General features: G+C 63.0%; 23 protein-coding genes. 15 read left to right on the forward strand and 8 right to left on the reverse strand.

Translation table 11 applies throughout. The annotated features are described in order from the left end of the window. Positions 1-215 precede the first annotated feature (215 nt). Positions 216-1079: a YicC/YloC family endoribonuclease gene (locus AC3B5Q_RS25395; RefSeq protein ID WP_021785247.1), complete on the forward strand. Its 864-nt coding sequence runs from the start codon at positions 216-218 to the stop codon at positions 1077-1079. A gap of 13 nt (positions 1080-1092) precedes the next feature. Beyond that, complete coding sequence (gmk, locus tag AC3B5Q_RS25400; RefSeq protein WP_021785248.1) at positions 1093-1713, forward strand: guanylate kinase; 621 nt, start codon at positions 1093-1095, stop codon at positions 1711-1713. Positions 1714-1845: 132 nt separating this feature from the next. Here the strand turns inward: gmk and AC3B5Q_RS25405 are convergent, their stop codons facing one another. From AC3B5Q_RS25405 to AC3B5Q_RS25415, 3 genes are all read right to left on the reverse strand, one after another. Beyond that, on the reverse strand, positions 1846-3387 hold the full coding sequence (locus AC3B5Q_RS25405) for an APC family permease (protein WP_021785249.1): 1542 nt from the start codon (positions 3385-3387) through the stop codon (positions 1846-1848). A 119-nt stretch (positions 3388-3506) separates the two neighbouring features. After that, positions 3507-4274: a gamma-glutamyl-gamma-aminobutyrate hydrolase family protein gene (locus tag AC3B5Q_RS25410; protein ID WP_488392778.1), complete on the reverse strand. Its 768-nt coding sequence runs from the start codon at positions 4272-4274 to the stop codon at positions 3507-3509. Positions 4275-4278: 4 nt separating this feature from the next. Further along, positions 4279-5661, reverse strand: a complete 1383-nt coding sequence (locus AC3B5Q_RS25415) for a glutamine synthetase family protein (protein WP_021785251.1) — start codon at positions 5659-5661, stop codon at positions 4279-4281. Between the two features lie 205 nt (positions 5662-5866). Here AC3B5Q_RS25415 and AC3B5Q_RS25420 point away from each other — a divergent pair, with 205 nt between their 5' ends. From AC3B5Q_RS25420 to AC3B5Q_RS25440, 5 genes are all read left to right on the forward strand, one after another. Beyond that, positions 5867-6739 carry a LysR family transcriptional regulator gene (locus AC3B5Q_RS25420; RefSeq protein WP_021785252.1) on the forward strand — a complete coding sequence of 291 codons (873 nt, stop codon included), beginning with the start codon at positions 5867-5869 and terminating at the stop codon, positions 6737-6739. Between the two features lie 240 nt (positions 6740-6979). Beyond that, positions 6980-7243, forward strand: a complete 264-nt coding sequence (gene rpoZ / locus AC3B5Q_RS25425) for a DNA-directed RNA polymerase subunit omega (RefSeq protein WP_003253383.1) — start codon at positions 6980-6982, stop codon at positions 7241-7243. 59 nt (positions 7244-7302) lie between these two features. Beyond that, positions 7303-9411 (forward strand): bifunctional GTP diphosphokinase/guanosine-3',5'-bis pyrophosphate 3'-pyrophosphohydrolase, encoded by a 2109-nt coding sequence (spoT, locus tag AC3B5Q_RS25430; protein WP_021785253.1) that lies wholly within the window; start codon positions 7303-7305, stop codon positions 9409-9411. A 23-nt stretch (positions 9412-9434) separates the two neighbouring features. Continuing rightward, on the forward strand, positions 9435-9815 hold the full coding sequence (gene ridA, locus AC3B5Q_RS25435) for a deaminase RidA (RefSeq protein ID WP_003253379.1): 381 nt from the start codon (positions 9435-9437) through the stop codon (positions 9813-9815). A 57-nt stretch (positions 9816-9872) separates the two neighbouring features. Beyond that, complete coding sequence (locus AC3B5Q_RS25440) at positions 9873-10604, forward strand: hypothetical protein (RefSeq protein ID WP_021785254.1); 732 nt, start codon at positions 9873-9875, stop codon at positions 10602-10604. Between the two features lie 168 nt (positions 10605-10772). Here AC3B5Q_RS25440 and AC3B5Q_RS25445 read toward each other — a convergent pair whose 3' ends face one another. Then, complete coding sequence (locus AC3B5Q_RS25445; RefSeq protein ID WP_021785255.1) at positions 10773-11630, reverse strand: SDR family oxidoreductase; 858 nt, start codon at positions 11628-11630, stop codon at positions 10773-10775. A 191-nt stretch (positions 11631-11821) separates the two neighbouring features. On the opposite strand from AC3B5Q_RS25445, the gene exbB reads away from it, so the two are divergent. The 6 genes from exbB (at position 11822) to AC3B5Q_RS25475 (ending at position 18541) form a co-directional block, all read left to right on the forward strand. Continuing rightward, on the forward strand, positions 11822-12796 hold the full coding sequence (exbB, locus tag AC3B5Q_RS25450) for a tonB-system energizer ExbB (protein ID WP_021785256.1): 975 nt from the start codon (positions 11822-11824) through the stop codon (positions 12794-12796). Positions 12797-12799: 3 nt separating this feature from the next. Then, a complete protein-coding gene (gene exbD, locus AC3B5Q_RS25455; protein ID WP_003253367.1) occupies positions 12800-13228 on the forward strand; it encodes a TonB system transport protein ExbD in 429 nt (142 codons plus the stop codon). After that, the gene (locus AC3B5Q_RS25460; RefSeq protein ID WP_392520408.1) at positions 13225-13956 is read left to right on the forward strand and encodes an energy transducer TonB; all 732 of its coding nucleotides are present in this window, start codon (positions 13225-13227) and stop codon (positions 13954-13956) included. The genes exbD and AC3B5Q_RS25460 overlap by 4 nt, the downstream gene beginning before the upstream one ends. Before the next feature lie 94 nt (positions 13957-14050). Continuing rightward, positions 14051-14977 (forward strand): hydrogen peroxide-inducible genes activator, encoded by a 927-nt coding sequence (locus tag AC3B5Q_RS25465; protein WP_012274839.1) that lies wholly within the window; start codon positions 14051-14053, stop codon positions 14975-14977. 3 nt (positions 14978-14980) lie between these two features. Further along, positions 14981-17059 (forward strand): ATP-dependent DNA helicase RecG, encoded by a 2079-nt coding sequence (gene recG / locus AC3B5Q_RS25470; protein WP_028697464.1) that lies wholly within the window; start codon positions 14981-14983, stop codon positions 17057-17059. A 78-nt stretch (positions 17060-17137) separates the two neighbouring features. After that, positions 17138-18541: an aminoacyl-tRNA deacylase and HDOD domain-containing protein gene (locus tag AC3B5Q_RS25475; RefSeq protein ID WP_021785259.1), complete on the forward strand. Its 1404-nt coding sequence runs from the start codon at positions 17138-17140 to the stop codon at positions 18539-18541. 164 nt (positions 18542-18705) lie between these two features. On the opposite strand, the gene AC3B5Q_RS25480 is transcribed toward AC3B5Q_RS25475, so the two are convergent. The 4 genes from AC3B5Q_RS25480 to AC3B5Q_RS25495 form a co-directional block, all read right to left on the reverse strand. Then, a complete protein-coding gene (locus AC3B5Q_RS25480) occupies positions 18706-19080 on the reverse strand; it encodes an SCP2 sterol-binding domain-containing protein (protein ID WP_021785260.1) in 375 nt (124 codons plus the stop codon). Between the two features lie 147 nt (positions 19081-19227). Next, a complete protein-coding gene (locus tag AC3B5Q_RS25485) occupies positions 19228-19524 on the reverse strand; it encodes an HU family DNA-binding protein (RefSeq protein ID WP_021785261.1) in 297 nt (98 codons plus the stop codon). A gap of 187 nt (positions 19525-19711) precedes the next feature. Further along, positions 19712-20860: an NAD(P)/FAD-dependent oxidoreductase gene (locus AC3B5Q_RS25490; RefSeq protein WP_021785262.1), complete on the reverse strand. Its 1149-nt coding sequence runs from the start codon at positions 20858-20860 to the stop codon at positions 19712-19714. A gap of 16 nt (positions 20861-20876) precedes the next feature. Next, positions 20877-21044 carry a rubredoxin gene (locus AC3B5Q_RS25495; protein ID WP_003253349.1) on the reverse strand — a complete coding sequence of 56 codons (168 nt, stop codon included), beginning with the start codon at positions 21042-21044 and terminating at the stop codon, positions 20877-20879. 223 nt (positions 21045-21267) lie between these two features. Here AC3B5Q_RS25495 and AC3B5Q_RS25500 point away from each other — a divergent pair, with 223 nt between their 5' ends. Both AC3B5Q_RS25500 and ubiA read left to right on the forward strand, forming a co-directional pair. Further along, entirely contained in the window at positions 21268-21825 is a 558-nt protein-coding gene (locus AC3B5Q_RS25500) for a chorismate--pyruvate lyase family protein (RefSeq protein ID WP_021785263.1), read from the forward strand. After that, on the forward strand, positions 21825-22715 hold the full coding sequence (gene ubiA, locus AC3B5Q_RS25505) for a 4-hydroxybenzoate octaprenyltransferase (protein WP_004575206.1): 891 nt from the start codon (positions 21825-21827) through the stop codon (positions 22713-22715). The genes AC3B5Q_RS25500 and ubiA overlap by 1 nt, the downstream gene beginning before the upstream one ends. The last annotated feature ends 30 nt before the right edge of the window (positions 22716-22745 follow it).

Consider the following 22745-nt stretch of genomic DNA (forward strand, 5'->3'; position numbering starts at 1 on the left):
ACTGGGACTTTGAATCTGCCGAGCATTATAGAGCCCGTAGCCCAGGGAAGACATGCCTATTGTCGCGCCCGGCACAGCCCGTCGCCTTTTCCTACCCCAGTAGCCACCCGTCGGTAACATAGGTGGATTGGGCGCCACGGCGACACTGCGCTACAATCCTGCGCCTTGCAGCCGAGAGGCTCCCACCGTTCATTCATCTACGCGAGGTACTCCCCATGGTGCACAGCATGACCGCTTTTGCTCGTGTCGAGCGCGCCGGCAGCCAAGGCACCCTGGTATGGGAGCTGCGCTCGGTCAACCACCGTTACCTGGAGCCGCACCTGCGCCTGCCCGAGGCCCTGCGCGACCTCGAAGGCGGCGTACGTGAAGGCCTGCGCCAGGGCCTGTCACGCGGCAAGGTGGAATGCACCTTGCGCCTCAACGAAGACAGCAACGGCAAACCGCTGAAGGTGGACCATGAGCGCGCCGCGCAACTGGTTGCCGCCGCCGAGGAAGTGGCCGGCCTGATCAAGCAGCCGGCCCCCTTGAACCCGCTTGAAGTGCTGTCATGGCCAGGCGTACTGGTGGCCGACACCAGCGACCCACAGGCACTGAATGCCGAAGCCATGGCGCTGTTCGACGAAGCCCTGGCCGAACTCAAGGCCGGGCGCCAGCGCGAAGGCCTGGAACTGGCCCGGCTGATCAACGAACGCCTGGACAACATGGCCAGCGAAGTCTCTACCCTGCGCGCCCTGGTGCCGCAGATGCTGGCGGCGCAGCGGCAGAAGATTCTCGACCGCTTCGGCGACATGCAAGCCGAGCTCGACCCGCAGCGCCTGGAGCAGGAGATGGTCCTGCTGGCCCAGAAAAGCGACGTGGCAGAGGAGCTCGACCGCCTCAGCACCCACGTCACCGAAGTACGCCGGGTGCTCAAGGGTGGCGGTGCCGCTGGCCGGCGCCTGGACTTCCTGATGCAGGAACTCAACCGCGAGGCCAACACTCTCGGCTCCAAGGCCTTCGACCCACGCAGCACGCAAGCGGCGGTCAACCTGAAGGTATTGATCGAACAGATGCGTGAACAAGTACAGAACATCGAGTAAGGCCACCCCGACCATGAACCACAGCAGCGGCACCCTCTACATCGTTTCGGCCCCTTCGGGCGCCGGCAAGACCAGCCTGGTCACCGCCCTGACCAAGGACGACCAGCAGATCCGCGTCTCGGTCTCGCACACTACCCGCGCCATGCGCCCGGGCGAGCAGCACGGGGTGAACTATCACTTCGTCGTCCACGAGGAATTCAAGGCGCTGATCGCGCAAGGTGACTTTCTGGAGCATGCCGAAGTGTTCGGCAACTTCTACGGTACTTCGCGCAGCGCGCTGCAGCAGACCCTGGACCAGGGCTACGACCTGATCCTGGAAATCGACTGGCAAGGTGCCCAGCAAGTGCGCAGGCTGATGCCGCAGGCGCTGTCGGTGTTCATCCTGCCTCCAAGCCAGGAGGCGCTTCGCCAGCGCCTGGACGGACGCGGGCAGGACAGCGAAGAGATCATCGCCGGGCGCATGAAGGAAGCGGTCAGCGAGATGGTGCACTACGACGAGTATGACTACGTGATCATCAATGATGATTTCGACGCGGCGCTGGCAGACTTGAAAGCGGTGTTCCGCTCGAATCGGCTGCTGTTGAAGAAGCAGCAGCAGCGTCATGCGGCGCTGCTGAAGCAAATGATCGGCTAAAGATCGATGGGGGCTGCATTGCAGCCCTTCGCGGACACGCCCGCTCCCACGGGTAAATCACTGCCTTGAGGCTTGTGCCGTACCTGTGGGAGCGGGCATGCCCGCGAAGGGCCGCAAAGCGGCCCCAATGATTTATTCCTGCAGAGGCAAGGTAGCCTGCTGCCGCAGGGTAGCCCCGAGGAAGTACGCCGGCGCACGCATGCGCGACAGGATCATCAGCCCGACACCAAGCACCGAGATGATCGCGGCAATCACGAACACCAGCCCCACCCCACCCACATGCGAGCCGCTGCCGAAGTCCGGCGAGGCGCTGTCGATGGCGGTACGCACGAAGATCACCGACAAGATCACCCCGCCCACCAGCGGGCACAGGCCGCGCATGATGAAGTGGCGCAGGCTGTCGAACAGGCTGTCGCGGAAATACCAGACGCAGGCAAACGCGGTCAGCGAATAATAGAAGCAGATCATCATGCCCAGCGCAGTGATGGTGTCTGCCAGTACGTTCTCGCTCAGCGTACGCATTGTCACGTAGAACAGGCCTGCGGCCACGCCAGCACAGATGGTGGCATAGCGTGGCGTTTGCGAGCGTGGACATACGCTGGCGAACTTCTGCGGTACCGCACCGTAATAACCCATGGCCAACAGGGTGCGCGCCGGCGCCACGAAGGTGGACTGCAGCGACGCCGCCGTACTGGCCAGCACGGCGATGGACATCAGAATCGCCAGCGGCCCCATGACCGGGCCGGCCAGGTGAGCAAAAACGTTCTCCTGGATGCGCGGGTTGTTCAGGCCAAGACCCGTCTCGCTGATACCGGCGAACTGCAGGGTCGCGATGGCGGTGAACAGGTACAGGCCGAGAATCAACATCACGGTCCAGGTAGCGGCCTTGCCCGGCACCTCTTCGCTGCCCACCGATTCTTCACTGACGGTCAGGCAAGTGTCCCAGCCCCAGAAGATGAAGATCGACAATGACAGGCCAGCGGCAAAGGCCGAAAACGACTCGACACCGAAGGGGTTGAACCAGGCGAAATCGAACGCCAGCGGTGGCGGCGCGGTGGTGCCGCCGAACGCGGCGAAAGCAAAGCCGACCAACACCAGCAACTGCAGGGCCACCAAGCCGTACTGCACAGTCATTGTAGTGGCGATACCCCGACAGCAGATCCACACTGCCAAGCCAATGAACACGCAACAGGTAATGATGTTGATCAACAGGTTGTCGGCCAACGCCGCCAGTTCGTGCTTGCCGGTGATCTGCCCAAGGAACAGGTAGAAGAAGTCCACCGCCACCCCTGCCAGGTTCGACAGCACGATCGTGGTGGCAACCACCAGTCCCCAGCCGCCGATCCAGCCGATCATGGGGCCGAATGCACGCGCCGACCAGGTAAACGAAGTACCGCTGTCAGGCTCCGCCGAGTTCAGCTCGCGATAGCCCAGCGCCACCAGCAGCATCGGCAGGAAGCCCACGATGAACACGGCAGGCAAGTGGGCACCCACCTCTCGCACGGTAGGGCCAAGGGCGCCGGTCAGGGTATAGACCGGGGCGATGGTGGAAATGCCCAGCACCACGCTGGCCAGCAGGCCCAAGCGGCCCTTGGCCAGGCCTTTGCTGCGCTGAGTGCTGCCCGCGTCGGCCGCCACATCGGGTGGGCGACCGGCTTCTGTGTAATTGCTCATGAGTATTTGCCGTAGATTTTGGAATTGTTTTCACAAGCCTTGAGTACAAGGCTCGCTTTCACTCATTGAAAGCTTGCTATCGGGGACGAGTCATCCGAGACCTTCGGCTGACGTCAGAATCATTCCTGCCGTGAGCCCTCCCGTACTGCGTAGGCAATGCAGGCCTCGCGAAACGCCTGAAACAGACGCAGCGAGACCGGGTTTTCGTCGAAGCGCCATTCCGGGTGCCACTGCACGCCGAGCACAAAGCCCGGCGCCGCCGGCATGGACACCGCCTCGATCAGGCCATCCGGGGCCCGCGCCTCAACGCGCAGGCCAGGGGCCAGACGGTCGATGCCCTGACTGTGCAGCGAATTGACCTCGAACTGCGCCGCCAGGCCCAGGCGCTCGAACAACCCGCCAGGCTCGATACTGACCGAGTGACGAGGGCTGTATTGCACCGCCAGGGGGGCGTCCTCAGGTTCGCGGTGGTCAAGGTAGCCAGGCAGTTCCTGCACACGCTGGTGCAGGCTGCCGCCAAGGGCTACGTTCAGTTCCTGGTAGCCACGGCAGATGCAGAATACGGGCACACCGGCGGCAATGGCTGCCTGCAACAGCGGCAGGGTCAGGCGATCACGCGCCAGATCATGCCGGGTACCCGCCACACTGGGGGCGCCATTGTAATGATGCGGCTCGATATTTGAAGGCGAGCCGGTAAAAACAATGCCATGCAGGCGAGCCAACAGCGCTTGGGTGTCGCTGCCGCCATCACGGGCCGGCAAGATCAGCGGCAAGCCGGCAAAGCCGGCCGCCTCGACATATTTGTCGCCGACCGTGTGCGATGAGTTCTTCCCTACCTGCTGGCGGCAGGCGCTGACACCGATCAAGGGGACCGCATTTGCGCTCATGGGCTTACACCGTGTGCAGGTACCAGTTGTACTCGAGGTCGGAAATCGACACTTCGAACTCGGCCAGTTCGCTTTCCTTGCAGGCCACGAAGATATCGATGTAGTCCGGGCTGATGTATTGGTTGAGGACTTCGCTGTCATCCAGCGCGCGAAGGGCATCGCGCAGGTTGTTCGGCAGGCTTTGCTCCAGCTGTTCGTAGGAGTTGCCTTCGATCGGCGCCTCAGGCTCGACCTTGTTGGTCAGGCCGTGGTGAACCCCGGCAAGAATCGCTGCGAGCATCAGGTACGGGTTGGCATCGGCGCCTGCTACACGGTGTTCAAGGCGCACATTGTCGCTGCTGTCGGTGGGCACGCGTACGGCCACGGTGCGGTTGTCCAGGCCCCAGCTCGGCGCATTGGGCACGTAGAACTGCGCGCCGAAGCGGCGATAGGAGTTGATGTTGGGGCAAAGGAAGGCCATCGACGCCGGCATGGTTTCCAGCACGCCACCGATGGCGTGGCGCAGCGTATCGCTTTGCAGAGGATCGTCACTGGCGAAGATGTTCTTGCCGGTTTTCTTGTCCAGCAATGAAATGTGCACATGCAGGCCGTTGCCTGCCTGGCCCGGGTAGGGCTTGGCCATGAAGGTGGTGTCCATTTCATGGTCGTAGGCGATGTTCTTGATCAGGCGCTTGAGCAGGATCGCATAGTCGCAGGCCTTCAGCGGATCAGCCACGTGGTGCAAGTTGACCTCGAACTGCGCCGGTGCGCTTTCCTTGACGATGGCGTCGGCGGGCAGGCCCTGTTCCTTGGCCGCTTCGAGCATGTCCTGCAAGCAGTCGGCGTACTCGTCGAGGTCGTCGATCAGGTACACCTGGGTTGAATGCGGGCGCTTGCCGGAGATCGGCGAGCGCGGCGGCTGCGGGCGGCCGTTGAGGTTGTCCTGGTCGATCAGGTAGAACTCCAGTTCGAACGCGGCGCAAATATCCAGGCCCAGGTCGTCGAACTTGCTCACCACCTGGCGCAACACTTCACGCGGGTCGGCGAAGAACGGCTGGCCATCCAGTTCGTGCATGGTCATCAGCAGCTGGGCGGTGGGGCGCTTCTGCCACGGCTCGTCCGACAAGGTGCCGGGGATCGGGAAACAGATACGGTCGGCGTCGCCGATGTCCAGGCCAAGGCCGGTGCTTTCGACAGTGGAACCGTTGATATCAAGGGCGAACAGCGATGCGGGCAGGTTGATGCCCTTCTCGTACACCTTGTGCAGGCTGGCCCGCTCGATGCGCTTGCCACGTACCACGCCATTCATGTCGGAGATCAGCAGGTCTACGTACTGCGTGTCCGGATGGGCCTGGAGGAAGTCATTCATCTCGCTGGAAGAACTGGCGCACGGGGTTACCGACGTCATGGTGTACATCCTTTGATGTGCTGCGGCGATGTGGGGATACGGCTGGCGCCTCACGGGCGACGATGGTTGCAGCTGTTGTTGTTTTCACTTTCCCATCGTGGGGACTGGTTACCCGACCGGGCGCATTGATTCCGGGGGGCCGTTTCACTATAAAATGGCCCAGACGCAACAGACATTGGCAATTTGGCAAGCAGAGCGTGCATCAATGCAATATCAGATTACCCACGCCGACCTCTCTCTGGTCCTGGCACTGGAACGTGGCCGCTCGCTGGCCAAAGCCGCCGAACTGCTCAAAGTCGACGTTTCGACCGTGTTCCGCTCGATCCGCCGATTGGAGTCGGCGCTGGGCACCGCCTTGTTCGTCAAGAGCCGAAAGGGCTATCTGCCGACTGACACCGCCCAGGCCTTGGCCGAACAGGCCGAACGTGCCGAGCAGGCGCTCGAAGCGGCGCGCATTGCCATGACCAGTGGCGAGCAAGTGGTCAGCGGCACGGTGCGCCTGACCTGCACCGAGGCGGTGATGCACAGCCTGTTGCTGCCGGCGCTGGCCGAGTTCATGCCCAACTACCCGGCCTTGTCGCTGGAGATGGGCACCTCCAACACCTTCGCCAACCTTAGCCGGCGCGACGCCGATATTGCCCTGCGCCTGACCAACACGCCACCGGAGCACCTGGTGGGCCGCAACCTGGGCTCCACCTCCTATGTAGTCTGCGGCCACCCACAGTGGCGCGAGCGCCTGAGCGAGTCGCCTGCCAGCGTGCCGTGGATCGCACCTGACGACTCGATGCAGGACCACCCTACGGTGGTCTGGCGCAACCAACAATACCCGGGCCTGAGCCCGCGCTACCAGTGCAGCAGCATGTCGACCATCGCCCAACTGGTCACGGCCGGCCTGGGCGTGGCAGCTCTGCCGGATTACATGGTGCATGCGCTGCCCGGGGTGGATGCACTGAGCGGCCCCCTGGCCGGCTGCGACACCCAGTTGTGGCTGCTGACCCGGCCGGATTGCCGGGCGTTGCGCTCGGTGCAGACCCTGTTCGAAGAGCTGACCCCGCGGTTGCGTGACGCGATGCTCTGAGGTTATCGTCAAGCTCATGCACTGAGGGTGTCTGTTCCGGCTCTTTCGCGGGTAAACCCGCCGCTACAAGCTACGCGGTCCCTGTAGGAGCGGGTTCACCCGCGAAGAAGGCATCGCAGGGTTTGCAGGTACCGCCCGGCAAAACAGCGCTTCCCTATTGGCTGGTGAATTTTTATACTATCGAGTCCGCCTGCCCACTAATGGGCTGCACGCCCACCGCAATTGCTACTGAGGAAGACCATGGCCCGCGTAACTGTTGAAGACTGCCTGGAACACGTGGATAACCGCTTTGAGCTGGTCATGCTCTCGACCAAGCGCGCTCGCCAGCTGGCGACCGGCGGCAAAGAGCCACGCGTTGCGTGGGAAAACGACAAGCCAACCGTTGTTGCCCTGCGTGAAATTGCTGAAGGCATCGTCACCAACGAGTTCATCGCTGCTGAAGAGATCGTCACCGAGGATCCGGTGTTCGCCGCGTTCGAGGACGAGAACAACGAGGCTGTCTGATTGATGCCAGGTCGACGTCGTACGGCGCAAGGCCCTCTTCCTCGGCAGGAGGTGAACCCATGCCGGGTATAGAAGCCTTGGCCGAACGGCTTTCGACCTATCTTGGCCCCGAACAGGTCAACCTGGTCCGGCGTGCCTATTTCTACGCCGAACAGGCCCACGATGGGCAACGCCGCCGCAGCGGCGAGCCCTACGTGACCCACCCGCTGGCCGTGGCCAGCATCCTCGCCGACATGCACATGGACCATCAGAGCCTGATGGCGGCCATGCTGCACGATGTGATCGAAGACACCGGCATCGCCAAGGAAGCCCTCAGCCAGCAGTTTGGCGAGACCGTGGCCGAACTGGTCGATGGGGTCAGCAAGCTGACCCAGATGAACTTCGAGACCAAGGCCGAGGCGCAGGCGGAAAACTTCCAGAAGATGGCCATGGCCATGGCCCGCGACATTCGCGTGATCCTGGTCAAGCTGGCCGACCGTCTGCACAACATGCGCACCCTGGAAGTGCTGTCTGGCGAAAAACGCCGGCGCATCGCCAAGGAAACCCTCGAGATCTACGCCCCCATCGCCAACCGCCTGGGGATGCACAATGTGCGCGTGGAGTTCGAAGACCTTGGTTTCAAGGCCATGCACCCGATGCGCTCGTCGCTGATTCACCGTGCAGTGAAGAGCGCACGCGGCAATCGCAAAGAAATCGTCGCCAAGATCGAACACTCGCTGGCCAACTGCCTGGCCGCCGACGGCATCGAGGGCGAGGTCAGCGGTCGGCAGAAACACCTCTATGGCATATACAAGAAGATGCGCGGCAAGCGCCGTGCCTTCAACGAGATCATGGACGTGTATGCCTTCCGCATCATCGTCGACAAGGTGGACACCTGCTACCGCGTGCTCGGCGCCGTGCACAACCTCTACAAGCCGCTGCCCGGGCGCTTCAAGGATTACATCGCGATCCCCAAGGCCAACGGCTACCAGTCGCTGCACACAACCCTGTTCGGCATGCACGGCGTGCCCATCGAAATCCAGATCCGCACCCGCGAAATGGAAGAGATGGCCAACAACGGCATCGCCGCGCACTGGCTGTACAAGTCCAACGACGACGAGCAGCCCAAGGGCAGCCACGCACGTGCCCGCCAGTGGGTCAAGGGTATCCTCGAACTGCAGCAACGTGCCGGCAACTCCCTGGAATTCATCGAGAGCGTGAAGATCGACCTGTTCCCGGACGAGGTCTACGTGTTCACGCCCAAAGGCCGGATCATGGAGTTGCCAAAAGGCTCCACGGCCGTCGATTTCGCCTACGCGGTGCACACCGACGTTGGCAACAGTTGCATCGCGTGCCGCATCAACCGCCGCCTGGCGCCGCTGTCCGAACCGCTACAAAGCGGCTCGACCGTGGAAATCGTCAGCGCCCCGGGCGCTCGGCCAAACCCGGCCTGGCTCAACTTTGTGGTCTCCGGCAAGGCACGCACGAATATCCGCCACGCGCTCAAGCAACAGCGCCGCTCGGAGTCCATCAGCCTGGGCGAGCGCCTGCTGAACAAGGTACTCACCGGCTTCGACAGCAGCCTGGAGAAAATCCCCCAGGAACGCATCCAGTCCATTCTCGCCGAGTACCGCCTGGAGCTGATAGAAGACCTGCTCGAAGACATCGGCCTGGGCAACCGCATGGCCTACGTGGTCGCGCGCCGCCTGCTGTCGGCCGAAGGCGAACAGCTGCCGGCGCCAGAAGGCCCGCTGGCGATCCGCGGTACCGAAGGCCTGGTGCTGAGTTACGCCAAGTGCTGCACGCCGATCCCGGGTGACCCGATTGTCGGCCACCTGTCGGCCGGCAAGGGCATGGTCGTGCACCTGGAGAACTGCCGCAACATCAGTGAAATCCGCCACAACCCCGAAAAGTGTGTGCAGCTCTCCTGGGCCAAGGACATCACTGGCGAGTTCAATGTCGAACTGCGTGTCGAACTGGAACACCAGCGCGGGCTGATCGCCCTGCTGGCCAGCAGCGTCAACGCCGCCGACGGCAACATCGAAAAGATCAGCATGGACGAACGCGACGGCCGTATCAGCGTGGTCCAACTGGTGGTCAGCGTGCACGACCGCGTGCACCTGGCGCGTGTGATCAAGAAGCTGCGTACCCTGACCGGTGTGGTCCGCATCACCCGCATGCGTACGTAGTCCGCCAACCGCAAGGAGTCATCATGAGCAAAACCGTCATCAACAGCGACAAGGCCCCTGCCGCCATCGGCACCTACTCGCAGGCGATCAAGGCCGGCAACACCGTGTACATGTCGGGCCAGATCCCTCTGGACCCGAAGACCATGGAACTGGTCGAAGGCTTCGAGGCCCAGACCGTGCAGGTGTTCGAGAACCTCAAGGCTGTGGCTGAAGCCGCTGGCGGTTCGTTCAAGGACATTGTGAAACTGAACATCTTCCTCACCGACCTGAGCCACTTCGCCAAGGTCAACGAGGTGATGGGCCGCTACTTCGAACAGCCCTACCCAGCCCGCGCCGCCATCGGCGTTGCCGCGCTGCCAAAAGGCTCTCAGGTCGAAATGGACGCCATCCTGGTCATCGAATGATGCCCTGGTGACGGGCCCCTGCCCGTCACCCTTCTTACTCCGCAAGGTTACCCCGTCATGCGTCAAGCACTGCCCTTCGCGCTGGCAGCCCTGCTACTGGGCGGCTGCACCAGCCACAAACCCGAAGACTTCAACGGCATCTGGATCAACCAGGAAGCCATCACTGCGGCGGTCAAAGCCGGCAGCCTGCGCCAGGCCCTGAATGAGCATGGCCCAGTGTTCGAGTGGAAGCTCGATGTGGCCAATCAGCAAGCCAGCTATAGCAATGGTTTCGAGGCCGCTGACGGCCAGCTGAGCGCCAATGACAAGCAATGGCAGGCCCGTTTCCATGGCGGCCAGACCGAGCAGCTTTCGCTCGATGGCGACGAGCTGCTGGCCGTCGACCAAAGTGGCGCCAAGCAAACCTTCGTGCGCGCCAAGGTGCCGGCGACAGCCAATGCACCACTGGGCAGCAGCTTCGAGAAGGCGCTGTACCAGGCCTACCTGGGTGGTAACTGGAAGATCGTCGAAGGCCAGGGCAAAGGTGCCAGCGTGCGCTTCAGCGACACCGGCAACGTCACCGGCCTACCCGGGCCGGACCGCTTCGCCCTGTGCCTGGCGGGTGATTGTGCGACCATGGGTGGCAGCAATGACAGCCTGTGGCTGGAGCGCAACCAGCGCGGTGCACCGTTCATCATCAAGCGCGATGGCGACAAGCTGGAGATTTTCCAGGCAGTGAACCGTGCGCAGCCGGATGAAATGCCGGAACTGGCACCGGGCAAGCGTCAGTGGGCGCTGGAGCGCAGCTGAGATGATGCGCGGTCCCTGTAGGAGCGGGTTTACCCGCGAAGAAGACACCGCGGTGGATGGTACGGGCTTCGCCCGTGTTCGCGGGCAAGCCCGCTCCCACAGGGTCGCGCCAGCTTTTAGAAATTGAGCAAGACAGTTACTCCCACAAGGGAACGCGCCACCTGCCAGCTAGGCTTTTCCTGCCAGAATCGCGGCGTAGCCTTCCCTGTAGCTCGGATATACAGGCGCCCAGCCCAGCGCCCGCGCCCGGGCATTGCTACAGCGCTTGCTGCCAGTACGCCGCACCCGCTGCTCATCGGACCATTCGGTAACCCCCATATACGCCCGTAGCCAGGCCACCACATCGGCCAGCGGCGCGGGGTCGTCATCAACGCCAATGTAGCAGTCGTCCAGCACCTTGCCATCAGCATCGGCCTGCAGCAGAAACGCCAGCAGGCTGGCGGCATCTTCGGCATGAATGCGGTTGCCATACAGCGGCGGCTCCTCGGCTACGCGGTAACCCTGACGCACCTGGCTCAGCAACCATTCGCGCCCTGGGCCATAGATACCGGTCAGGCGGACCACGCTCGCCGGGATGCCGCTGGCCAGTGCCAACCGCTCAGCCTCCAGCATCACTCGCCCGGAATAGCCCTCAGGCTCGGTGGCAGCGCCCTCCTCTACCCACTCGCCATCCTTCTGCGCATACACGCTGCTGCTGGAGACGAACAACAGGCGACGCGGGCGCTGACCACGCTCGGCCAACCAGGCCAATACATGGCGCAAGCCATCAACATAGGCTGCTTGGTAACCCGCCTCATCGTGCTGGCTGGCCGCCACGCAGTACACCAGGTAATCCAGCGCGCCCTGTGGCCAGGCCAGCGGCATCGACGGTTCGGCCAAGTCTGCGGCAACCGGCTGAACCCCAGCGGGCAGCTGATCGACAGAACGGCGCAGGCCGCTCACCTTCCACCCTTTAGCCAACATCTGCCTGGCCAGACGCCCACCCACATCACCACAACCCACCACCATCACGGAAAGGTCTGACATCTCTAAACTCCCCTAGACCAATTGATCAGCCTGGCCACGCTACACGATGGGCGGCTAGACCATAGGCGAAAAAAGCTACAATATTACTTTTGTTAACAAGAATTACTTGCAATAATGGCCGCCAAATTGTTCTCGGCCTGCATCGAGGCCTTGGAGAACGCTCACTTTTTTCTTCATCAGGTCCGGCCAGCATGACACGTACTCAACCTTCCGCTTCGCCAACCCCGTCGCGCGCCTGGCGCGCCATCGCCGCGCTGACACTCAGCCTGGTGCTGGCCCCGGTGGCCATGGCCGATGAGCCAACCACCAACGCCGCCACGCCTGCTGCTGCAACTGCCCCGGCCACACCCGCTGCTGCCCCGGTCGACGCGCCTGCGCCTGGTGCCACTGCCACCACCCCGGCAGATACACCGGCCGCAGCAGACCCGAGCGTTCAAGCCCTGGTCGAAGACACCTCGCTGGGCATGGCCCATGACCTGTCCCCATGGGGCATGTACAAGAACGCCGACATCGTGGTGAAGATCGTCATGATCGGCCTGGCCATCGCCTCCATCATCACCTGGACCATCTGGATTGCCAAAGGCTTCGAGCTGATGGGCGCCAAGCGCCGCCTGCGTGGTGAAATCGCCCAGCTGAAGAAGTCCACCACACTGAAAGAAGCCAGCGAAGTCTCCAACAAGGAAGGCACCCTGGCCCATACCCTGGTCCACGATGCCCTCGAAGAGATGCGCCTTTCGGCTAACGCTCGCGAAAAAGAAGGCATCAAGGAGCGCGTCAGCTTCCGTCTGGAGCGCCTGGTACATGCCAGCGGCCGCACCATGAGCAGCGGCACCGGCGTCCTCGCAACCATCGGTTCCACCGCGCCGTTCGTCGGCCTGTTCGGTACCGTATGGGGCATCATGAACAGCTTCATCGGCATCGCCAAGACCCAGACCACCAACCTGGCCGTCGTTGCCCCAGGTATCGCCGAAGCGCTGCTGGCCACTGCTCTGGGCCTGGTCGCGGCAATCCCGGCCGTGGTCATCTACAACGTCTTCGCCCGCTCCATTGCCGGTTACAAGGCGCAGGTGTCCGATGCCTCCGCCCAGGTACTGCTGCTGGTCAGCCGTGATCTGGACCACCAGGGCAGCGAGCGCGCCGCCCCGCACATGGTGAAAGTGGGGTAAGCCATGGGCCTGCATCTCAACGAAGGTGGCGACGACCTCGCCGAAAACCACGAAATCAACGTTACGCCGTTCATCGACGTGATGCTGGTGCTGCTGATCATCTTCATGGTCGCCGCTCCCTTGGCCACGGTCGACATCAAAGTCGACCTGCCGGCCTCAACCGCCAAACCGGCACCAAGGCCAGAGAAACCGGTGTTCGTCAGCGTCAAGGCCGACCAGAAGCTGTATGTCGGAGACGACCAGGTGGCTGCACCCGACCAGCTTGGCCCGATGCTCGACGCCAAGACCAAGGGTGACAAGGAAACCACCATCTTCTTCCAGGCTGACAAAGGCGTGGATTACGGCGACCTGATGGAAGTGATGAACAACATGCGCGCGGCCGGCTACCTGAAAGTCGGTCTTGTAGGTCTCGAGACGGCAGCCAAGAAATGATGAAAACGCGCTCTAACATGGCGCGCTACGGTGGCAGCCTGGCGATCGTGCTGGGCGTGCACGTGGTCGCCGTGCTGCTGACGCTCAACTGGTCGGTGCCCCAGGCCATCGAGCTGCCCCCGGCAGCGATGATGGTCGAACTGGCACCGTTGCCGGAGCCTGCGCCACCACCACCCCCAAAGGCAGCTCCGCAGCCACCGGCCCCGGTCGAGGAACCACCGTTGCCGAAGCTGGCAGAAGCGCCCAAGCCCAAGATCGCCATCCCCAAGCCGCCCAAGCCGAAGGCCAAGCCCCAGCCGCCCAAGCCCGAGAAAAAGCCTGAGCCGCCGAAGGAAGCGCCACCCACCGAGCAAACGGTGGACGCACCGCCCAGCAACACGCCACCGCAGAAGTCCGCGGCACCGGCTCCGAGCATTGCGTCCTACAGCAAAGCCCTGCCAACCTGGCAGAGCGATCTGCTGCGCCACCTGGCCAAGTACAAGCGCTACCCGGAAGACGCGCGCCGTCGCGGCCTGCAAGGCATGAACCGCCTGCGCTTCGTGGTCGACGCCGAAGGCAAGGTCGTGTCGTACTCCATGGCCGGTGGTTCAGGCAGTGCCTCACTCGATCGGGCGACCCTGGAAATGATCCGTCGGGCCGGCAAGGTACCCAAGCCGCCACCCGAGTTGCTGAACAATGGCACGATTGAAGTCGTGGCACCGTTCGTCTACTCACTGGACCGCCGCTGAGACTTTTGCTTCTGTCACAATTCGGCAAGTCTGATAACGTGCGTCTATCGATTGCAGCCGCTATGCTGGGCCCGCAACTTCATGGACGCACGTTATGACCCTCACCGAATTACGCTACATCGTCACACTCGCCCAGGAACAGCACTTCGGCCATGCCGCCGAGCGCTGTCACGTGAGCCAACCAACCCTGTCGGTCGGTGTGAAGAAGCTCGAGGACGAGCTTGGCGTTCTGATCTTCGAGCGCAGCAAAAGCGCAGTACGTCTGACCCCGGTCGGCGAAAGCATCGTCGCCCAAGCGCAGAAGGTACTGGAGCAGGCCCAAGGCATTCGTGAACTGGCCCAGGCCGGCAAGAATCAGCTGACCGCCCCGCTCAAGGTCGGCGCCATCTACACCGTCGGCCCCTATCTGTTCCCGCACCTGATCCCGCAGCTGCACCGCGTGGCGCCGCAAATGCCGCTGTACATCGAAGAAAATTTCACCCACGTACTGCGCGAAAAGCTGCGCAACGGCGAACTGGACGCGGTGATCATCGCCCTGCCGTTCAACGAAGCCGACGTGCTGACGCTACCGCTCTACGACGAACCGTTCTGCGCCCTGATGCCTGCCGACCACCCATGGACGGCGAAGAAGACCATCGACACTGCCATGCTCAACGACAAGAGCCTGTTGCTGCTCGGTGAGGGCCACTGCTTCCGCGACCAGGTACTGGAAGCCTGCCCTACCCTGAACAAGGGGGGTGAAGGCTCAAGGCACACCACGGTCGAGTCCAGCTCGCTGGAAACCATCCGTCACATGGTGGCTTCGGGCCTTGGCGTATCGATCCTGCCGCTGTCGGCCGTGCACAGCCATCACTACGCCCCCGGCGTCATCGAAGTGCGCCCGCTGACGGCACCGGCACCATTCCGCACGGTAGCCATCGCCTGGCGCGCCAGTTTCCCGCGGCCAAAGGCCATCGAGATCCTCGCCGATTCGATCCGCCTGTGCTCGGTCGCCAAAAACCCTGCGGAACAACCGGCCTGAGTCATGAGTGAGCTGTCGAAGGTCCCGGTCACAGTACTGAAAGGTGTGGGCGAGGCAATGGCGGAGAAACTCGCCAAGGTCGGCCTGGAAAACCTGCAGGACGTGTTGTTCCACCTGCCCCTGCGCTACCAGGACCGCACGCGCGTGGTGCCAATCGGCCAGCTGCGTCCGGGCCAGGATGCGGTTATCGAGGGTGTGGTCAGTGGTACCGATGTGACCATGGGCAAGCGCCGCAGCCTGGTGGTGCGCCTGGGCGACGGCAGCGGTGTACTGACATTGCGCTTCTACCACTTCAGCAACGCGCAGAAGGAGGGCCTGAAGCGGGGCACCCACCTGCGCTGCTATGGAGAAGCCCGCCCCGGCGCTTCCGGCCTGGAAATCTACCACCCGGAGTACCGCGCGCTGAACGGCAGCGAGCCGCCGCCACCGGTGGAACAGACACTGACGCCGATCTATCCGTCCACCGAAGGTCTTACCCAGCAACGCCTGCGCCTGTTGTGCCAGCAGAGCCTTGCCCTGCTTGGCCCGCGCAGCCTGCCCGACTGGCTGCCTGACGAACTTGCCCGGGACTACCAGCTGGCACCCTTGGACGAAGCCATACGCTACCTGCACAACCCGCCGGCCGACGCCGACCTCGACGAGCTCGCCGAAGGCCAGCACTGGGCCCAGCACCGCCTGGCCTTCGAAGAGTTGCTGACCCACCAGCTGTCGCAGCAACGCCTGCGCGAAAGCCTGCGCAGCCTGCGTGCGCCGGTACTGCCCAAGGCCACCCACCTTCAGGCGCAGTACCTGGCCAACCTGGGTTTCCAGCCGACCGGCGCGCAGCAGCGGGTAGCCAACGAAATTGCCTATGACCTTAGCCAGCACGAACCGATGATGCGCCTGGTGCAGGGCGACGTGGGTGCCGGCAAGACCGTGGTCGCTGCACTGGCCGCGTTGCAGGCGCTGGAGGCTGGCTATCAGGTGGCATTGATGGCCCCCACCGAGATCCTCGCCGAGCAGCACTACATTACCTTCAGGCGCTGGCTGGAACCGCTGGGCATCGAAGTCGCCTGGCTAGCCGGCAAACTCAAGGGCAAGGCCCGGGCCGCTTCCCTGGAGCAGATCGCCAACGGTGCACCCATGGTGGTCGGCACCCACGCGCTGTTCCAGGAGGAGGTGAGGTTCAAGCACCTGGCCCTTGCGATCATCGACGAACAGCACCGGTTTGGCGTGCAGCAACGCCTGGCCCTGCGCAAGAAGGGCGTGGCCGGCGAGTTGTGCCCGCACCAGCTGATCATGACCGCCACCCCGATTCCGCGCACCCTGGCCATGAGCGCCTACGCCGACCTGGACACTTCGGTGCTCGACGAATTGCCGCCAGGGCGCACGCCGGTGAACACCGTGCTGGTGGCCGACAGCCGCCGCTTCGAAGTGGTCGAGCGGGTACGCGCCGCCTGCGCCGAGGGGCGCCAGGCCTACTGGGTATGCACGCTGATCGAAGAGTCCGAAGAACTCACCTGCCAGGCCGCCGAAAGCACTTACGAGGAGCTTGGCAGCGCGCTTGGCGAGCTGAGGGTAGGGTTGATCCACGGGCGCATGAAGCCGGCGGAAAAAGCCGAGATCATGGCCGAGTTCAAGGCTGGCAACCTGCAGCTTCTGGTCGCCACCACGGTCATCGAGGTGGGTGTGGACGTGCCCAACGCCAGCCTGATGATCATCGAGAACCCCGAGCGCCTGGGCCTTGCACAGTTGCACCAGCTGCGTGGCCGGGTTGGTCGGGGCAGCGCCGTGAGCCATTGCGTGCTGCTGTACCACCCGCCGCTGTCGCAGATAGGCCGCGAGCGCTTGGGGATCATGCGCGAGACCAACGACGGCTTCATCATTGCCGAAAAAGACCTTGAACTGCGTGGCCCGGGCGAGATGCTCGGCACCCGCCAGACCGGTCTGCTGCAGTTCAAGGTCGCCGACCTGATGCGCGACGCGGACCTGCTGCCGGCCGTGCGCGACGCGGCTCAGGCCCTGGTATCACGCTGGCCGGAACACGTCAGCCCGCTGCTGGACCGCTGGCTGCGCCATGGCCAACAATATGGCCAAGTGTGACGCCAGTCCCAGAATGGATCCAGATTTGCTCGCAGGCTGGTTATACTTCGCGTTTAAAAGAATCAGTGGATACGGACCATGACTGAAGTTGCCCTGGACACCGCAACCCCACACGCCCCCTCCGTCATCAGGCTGCTGCTCGACAAACTTGGCGTGCCCTTCCGTCAGGTGGTCGAACACCCGCACCTGCCTGCGGCTTCGCGGGTGCAGGCTGTCCTTCTCGACGACGAGGTCGGCGCCCTCATGGTGCTGTTCCCGCAGAGCCACCTGCTGGACCTCAACCGCCTGGCCGAGCTGACCGGGCGCAAGCTGACCGCCGTGTCGGTACCGCGACTGAAGCAGATGCTCGACAAGCACCACCTCAAGGCGCTGCCGGGCATCCCGGCGCTGACCAGTTCGCCATGTCAGTACGAAAAGGCCCTGCTCGACACCGAAACTGTCTTTATCCAGTCCGGCGAAGCCGGCCTGTTGCTGGAAATCGAACGCGCACACTTCAAGCGCATGCTGGCCAAGGCCAGCGCCAGCAGCTTCGGCCAGCAAGTCGAAGCGATCAGCCCCAACCTCGACCGCCCCGATGACGACACCCGGGAAATCACCAATGCCGTCCAGGCCTTCACCGCCCGACGCATTCAGAAGCGCCTGGAAGAAACCATCGAAATTCCTCCGCTCGCCGACACCGCGCAGAAGATCATCAAGCTGCGGGTAGATCCCAACGCCAGCATCGACGATATCACCGGCGTGGTCGAAACCGACCCGGCGCTGGCGGCACAGGTGGTGAGCTGGGCCGCATCGCCCTACTATGGTTCGCCGGGCAAGATTCGCTCGGTGGAAGACGCCATCGTGCGTGTGCTGGGTTTCGACCTGGTGATCAACCTGGCCCTGGGCCTGGCGCTGGGCAAGACCTTGAGCCTGCCAAAAGACCACCCACAGCAGGCCACGCCCTACTGGCAACAGTCGATCTACACCGCCGCGATCATCGAAGGCCTGACCCGCGCCATGCCTCGCGCAGAACGCCCCGAGGCCGGGCTGACCTACCTGGCCGGGCTACTGCACAACTTCGGCTATCTGCTGCTGGCGCATGTGTTCCCGCCTCACTTCTCGCTGATTTGCCGCCACCTTGAGGTCAACCCGCATCTGAACCATACCTACGTGGAACAACACCTGCTGGGCATCAGCCGCGAACAGATCGGTACCTGGCTGATGAAGCTGTGGGACATGCCGGAAGAGCTGTCGACTGCCTTGCGCTTTCAGCACGACCCGGCCTACGAAGGCGAATATTTCGCATTCCCCAACCTGGTGTGCCTGGCCACCCGTCTGCTGCGCTCGCGAGGCATAGGCTCAGGGCCGCAGGAAGAGATTCCTGACGAGCTGCTGGAACGCCTGAGCATTACCCGGGACAAGGCTGAGGATGTGGTGAACAAGGTGCTCGAAGCCGAGAACCTGTTGCGTGAGCTGGCTTCGCAGTTCCACGCACCGCATTAAGCATTAACGCATACCCTGTGGGAGCAACTGTCTTGCTCAACTTCTAAAAGCTGGCGCAATCCCTGTGGGAGCGGGCTTGCCCGCGAACACCGGCGAAGCCGGTGCCATGCACCGCGTCGCTTGTTTCGCGGGCACGCCCGCTCCCACAGCATCCCCGTCGGGTTTCAACCTTTCTTCTTCGGTTTCAGGTATTTCATCAACCCCTGAAACCACATCACCAACGCCGGGTTGCCCTTGATCTGGATGTGCTTGTCCTGAATCCCTTGCATGAACGCCAGCTGCTTGTTACCCGCCTGCATGGTGGCGAAGCCGTAGGCAGCGTCCTTGAAGGCAATGGCGAACGCCGGCTGGGGGTGCGCGCCGCCCTTGCTGCTGATGCGCTCGTTCTCGACGATGAAGTGCCGGGCGACCTTGCCGTCCAGGGTTTGCATCTGGAATACCAGGTTCTTGCCTTTGAGCTGCTGCTGGAAAGCGGGGTTATTACGGCTGGCCCTGGCCATCAACAGCCCCATGGCCCAGAGAAGAAAGCGGAACTTCATCAACGCGCCTCGAACGAAAAGTGACTAAGGCGCGCAGTCTATCCTTTTCCAGAACTATTTATGCAAGTTAGAAGCATCTTGCCTGCAGAAAGCACAACGGGCGCCCCGGGGCGCCCGCTTGGCTGAAACTGGGTTGCCAGGGAGCGATTACTTGCCCTTCTTGGCAGGTTTGGCTTCATTAACTTCATCGCGCAGGTTCTTGCCTGGCTTGAAGGCCACGGTGTTGCTGGCTTTGATCTTGACCGGCTCCCCAGTCTGCGGGTTCTTGCCGGTACGCGCGCCGCGATGACGTTTTTCGAAGGTGCCGAAACCGACCAGGGTCACGGTGTCCTTGTCCAGGGCACCGGTGATGCTGTCGAGAATCGCGTTCAAAACCTGATTGGCCTTTTCCTTGGTCAGGTCAGCCTTGTCGGCGATGACGGCGGCGAGTTCTGGTTTGCGCATAGTGAAGCCTCTTTGACGGAATTCTTGTTGTTATGCCGTGCTGCCTCTGGGAGCAGCGCTCAAGGCACCGCAGGCTCTAATCTGCGGCAGACGGGAGTGAGAATGGCACGAGCTCAGGGGCCGCGCCAGTATCTGGGCGGCCATTGTGCAGGCAACAACAGGATAAATCCGACAGAACGCGCGCTATTTACGCCATAACCGCTGGCAACTGACGATTCAGCGCCAGCTTCTCCATCACCGCCGCTCCGGTGAGGGCGTAGCCCAGCAGCTTGCCGTCGGCATCTAGGCAGAGCACCTTGAGGTCACTGCCCTGCCCCTCTACCTGCCAGATGCCTTCGCAGCCCTGTGGCGCCGGCGAGACAACCAGCGGACAGGCCGGGGTTTTCACGGTGATCGGCATCGGCCCGTAGGAAACGGCCGTCGGCTTGCCCGCCAGGGTTTGCGCCAGCGCCCGGGCACAGCTCATCAGCGGCATCACATACAGCAGGTTGATGCCATCGACTTCGGCACAGTCGCCAAGGGCGAAGATGTTGGCGTGTGAGGTACGTAGCTCGCGGTCTACGCTTACGCCACGATTGGTCTGCAGGCCGGCCGCGGCAGCCAGGTCGGTACGTGGGCGAAGGCCGATGGCCGAAACCACCAAGTCGCAGACGATCACGCGGCCATCCGACAGGTGTGCCTCCAGGCCTTGGGTCACCTGCTGCAGGCGGGTCAGCACCGGCCCCAAGTGGAAGCGCACACCCAGGCTCTCCAGCCCACCCTGCACTGCCGCCGCAGCGGCCGGGTGCAGCAGGGTCGGCATGACCTGTTCGCACGGAGCCACAACGTCGACCTCGAAGCCGCCCAGGCTCATGTCGTTTGCAAATTCGCAGCCGATCAGACCGGCACCGAGGATCAGCACACGCTGCTTGCCAGCGGCGGCCGCACGGAAGCGCGCGTAGTCTTCCAGGTCGTTGATCGGGAACACCAGATGGCCGCCATCACCCTCGATCGGCACCTGCACGGTCTGCGCCCCCCAGGCCAGCACCAGGTCGCGGTACTCCACGGCCTCTTCGCCGATCCACAGCCGCTTGTGCCCCGGGTCGATGCCGCTGATGCGGGTATGGGTGCGGATCTCGGCATTAAGTTGCTCGGCCATAGCGCCCGGCTCAGCCATGCACAGGCCGTCGGCGTCCTTCTGCTTGGCAAAGCCCATGGAAAGCATCGGCTTGGAGTAGGAACGACCATCGTCGGCGGTGATCAGCAACAGCGGCGTCTGCGCATCGAGCTTGCGAAATTCACGGGCCAGGTTGTAGCCCGCAAGGCCGGTACCGATGATTACCACAGGGGACGTCATGTCGTGCTTTCCTCGATTAACCGATGGAGATCATTTCAAAGTCGCTTTTGCCGACGCCACAGTCGGGGCACAGCCAGTCTTCAGGCACATCCTCCCAACGGGTGCCGGGGGCGATGCCGTCGTCGGGCCAGCCCTCGGCTTCGTCGTAGATCAGGCCACAGACAATACATTGCCACTTTTTCATCAGGTCTATTTCCTCGGTTCAGGCTGGGGCTTGTGCTGCTGATGGCCACTTCGCGGGCAAGCCCGCTGCTGCAGCGACCGCGAAGGGCCTGGCGGTCTTGCCCGCGAACGGGGCCAGCACGCAATGCGTGGGGGCTTTGTAGCGGCCCTGCCGGCAGTATGCAAGCAGTTGGGGCAATCATGCTAAGCTCGCCGCCTCTCTGGCAGTAACAAAGCATACCGACGTGTCGTACGAATCCCCGCAAGCAGCCGCTGTCGCGTGGCTGCCGTATTCACAACTGGCGACCGACATCGACCAGCCCACCCTAGACTGGCTGTTCGACGAGGGCTCGCTGACCCGCCGCCTGACCCGTCTGTCCATTGATCACTTTTCCGTCACCCCGCTGTTCGAGGGCTGGCAGCCGCTGCGCGATGACGAATGCCAAGCGCTGGGCATCGCTGCCGGTTCCGAAGGCTGGGTGCGCGAAGTGTACCTGCGCGGCCATGGCCAACCTTGGGTATTCGCCCGCAGCGTGGCCAGCCGCAGCGCCCTGGAACGTGGTGGTCTGGACCTGGAAAGCTTGGGCAGCCGCTCGCTGGGCGAGTTGCTGTTCTGCGACCAGGCGTTCATCCGTCATCCACTTGAAGTGTGCAGTTACCCACAGGCCTGGCTGCCGTCCGAAGCAGCACATGCGGCGCTTTGGGGCCGCCGCTCGCGCTTCGAGCGCAACGGCCTGGACCTACTGGTGGCAGAAGTGTTCCTGCCGGCATTGTGGCAAGCGGCCAAGGAGGAAAACCGCTGATGTACCTGCAACTGCTCAAGTCGCTCAACCGCCTGCACCCACGGGCCTGGGACTTCGTCCAGCTCAGCCGCATGGACCGACCGATAGGCATCTACCTGCTGTTGTGGCCGACCCTGTCGGCAGTGTGGATTGCCGGCAACGGGTCACCAACCCTGGCCAATGTGCTCATTTTCGGCCTTGGTGTGGTGCTGATGCGCGCGGCCGGCTGCTGCATCAACGACTTTGCCGACCGCAAGGTGGACGGGCACGTCAAGCGTACCGCCGATCGGCCCTTGGCCAGTGGCCGAGTGCGGCCACGCGAGGCGCTGACACTGTTCGCGATTCTGGTCGGGGTGAGTTTCCTGCTGGTGCTGTGCACCAACAGCCGCACCGTCTGGCTGTCGTTCGGGGCGGTGGCCTTGGCGTTCTGCTACCCGTTCATGAAGCGCTACACCTACTACCCGCAGGTGGTGCTGGGGGCGGCGTATTCGTGGGGCATTCCCATGGCTTTCACAGCCGCTGGCGGTGAATTGCCGGCCGGCGCCTGGCTGCTGTATATCGCCAACCTGCTGTGGACGGTGGGTTATGACACCTATTACGCCATGGTCGACCGCGATGACGACCTGAAAATTGGTGTGAAATCCACTGCGATCCTGTTCGGCGACGCTGATCGCAGCATCATCCTGACCCTGCAGTTGCTGTCGCTGGGCTGCCTGTTGCTGGCCGGTAGCCGCTTCGACCTGGGTGGCTGGTTCCACCTTGGGTTGCTGGGTGCGGCGGCGTGCTTTGCCTGGGAATACTGGTCAACACGCAAGCTGGACCGGGAATCGTGCTTCAAGGCGTTTCTGCACAACCACTGGGCGGGGATGCTGGTGTTTATCGGGGTGGTGCTGGATTACGCGTTGCGGTGAGTAGTTTGGGGCTGCTGCGCAGCCCATCGC

It is taken from the genome of Pseudomonas sp. D5(2026) (assembly GCF_057766845.1).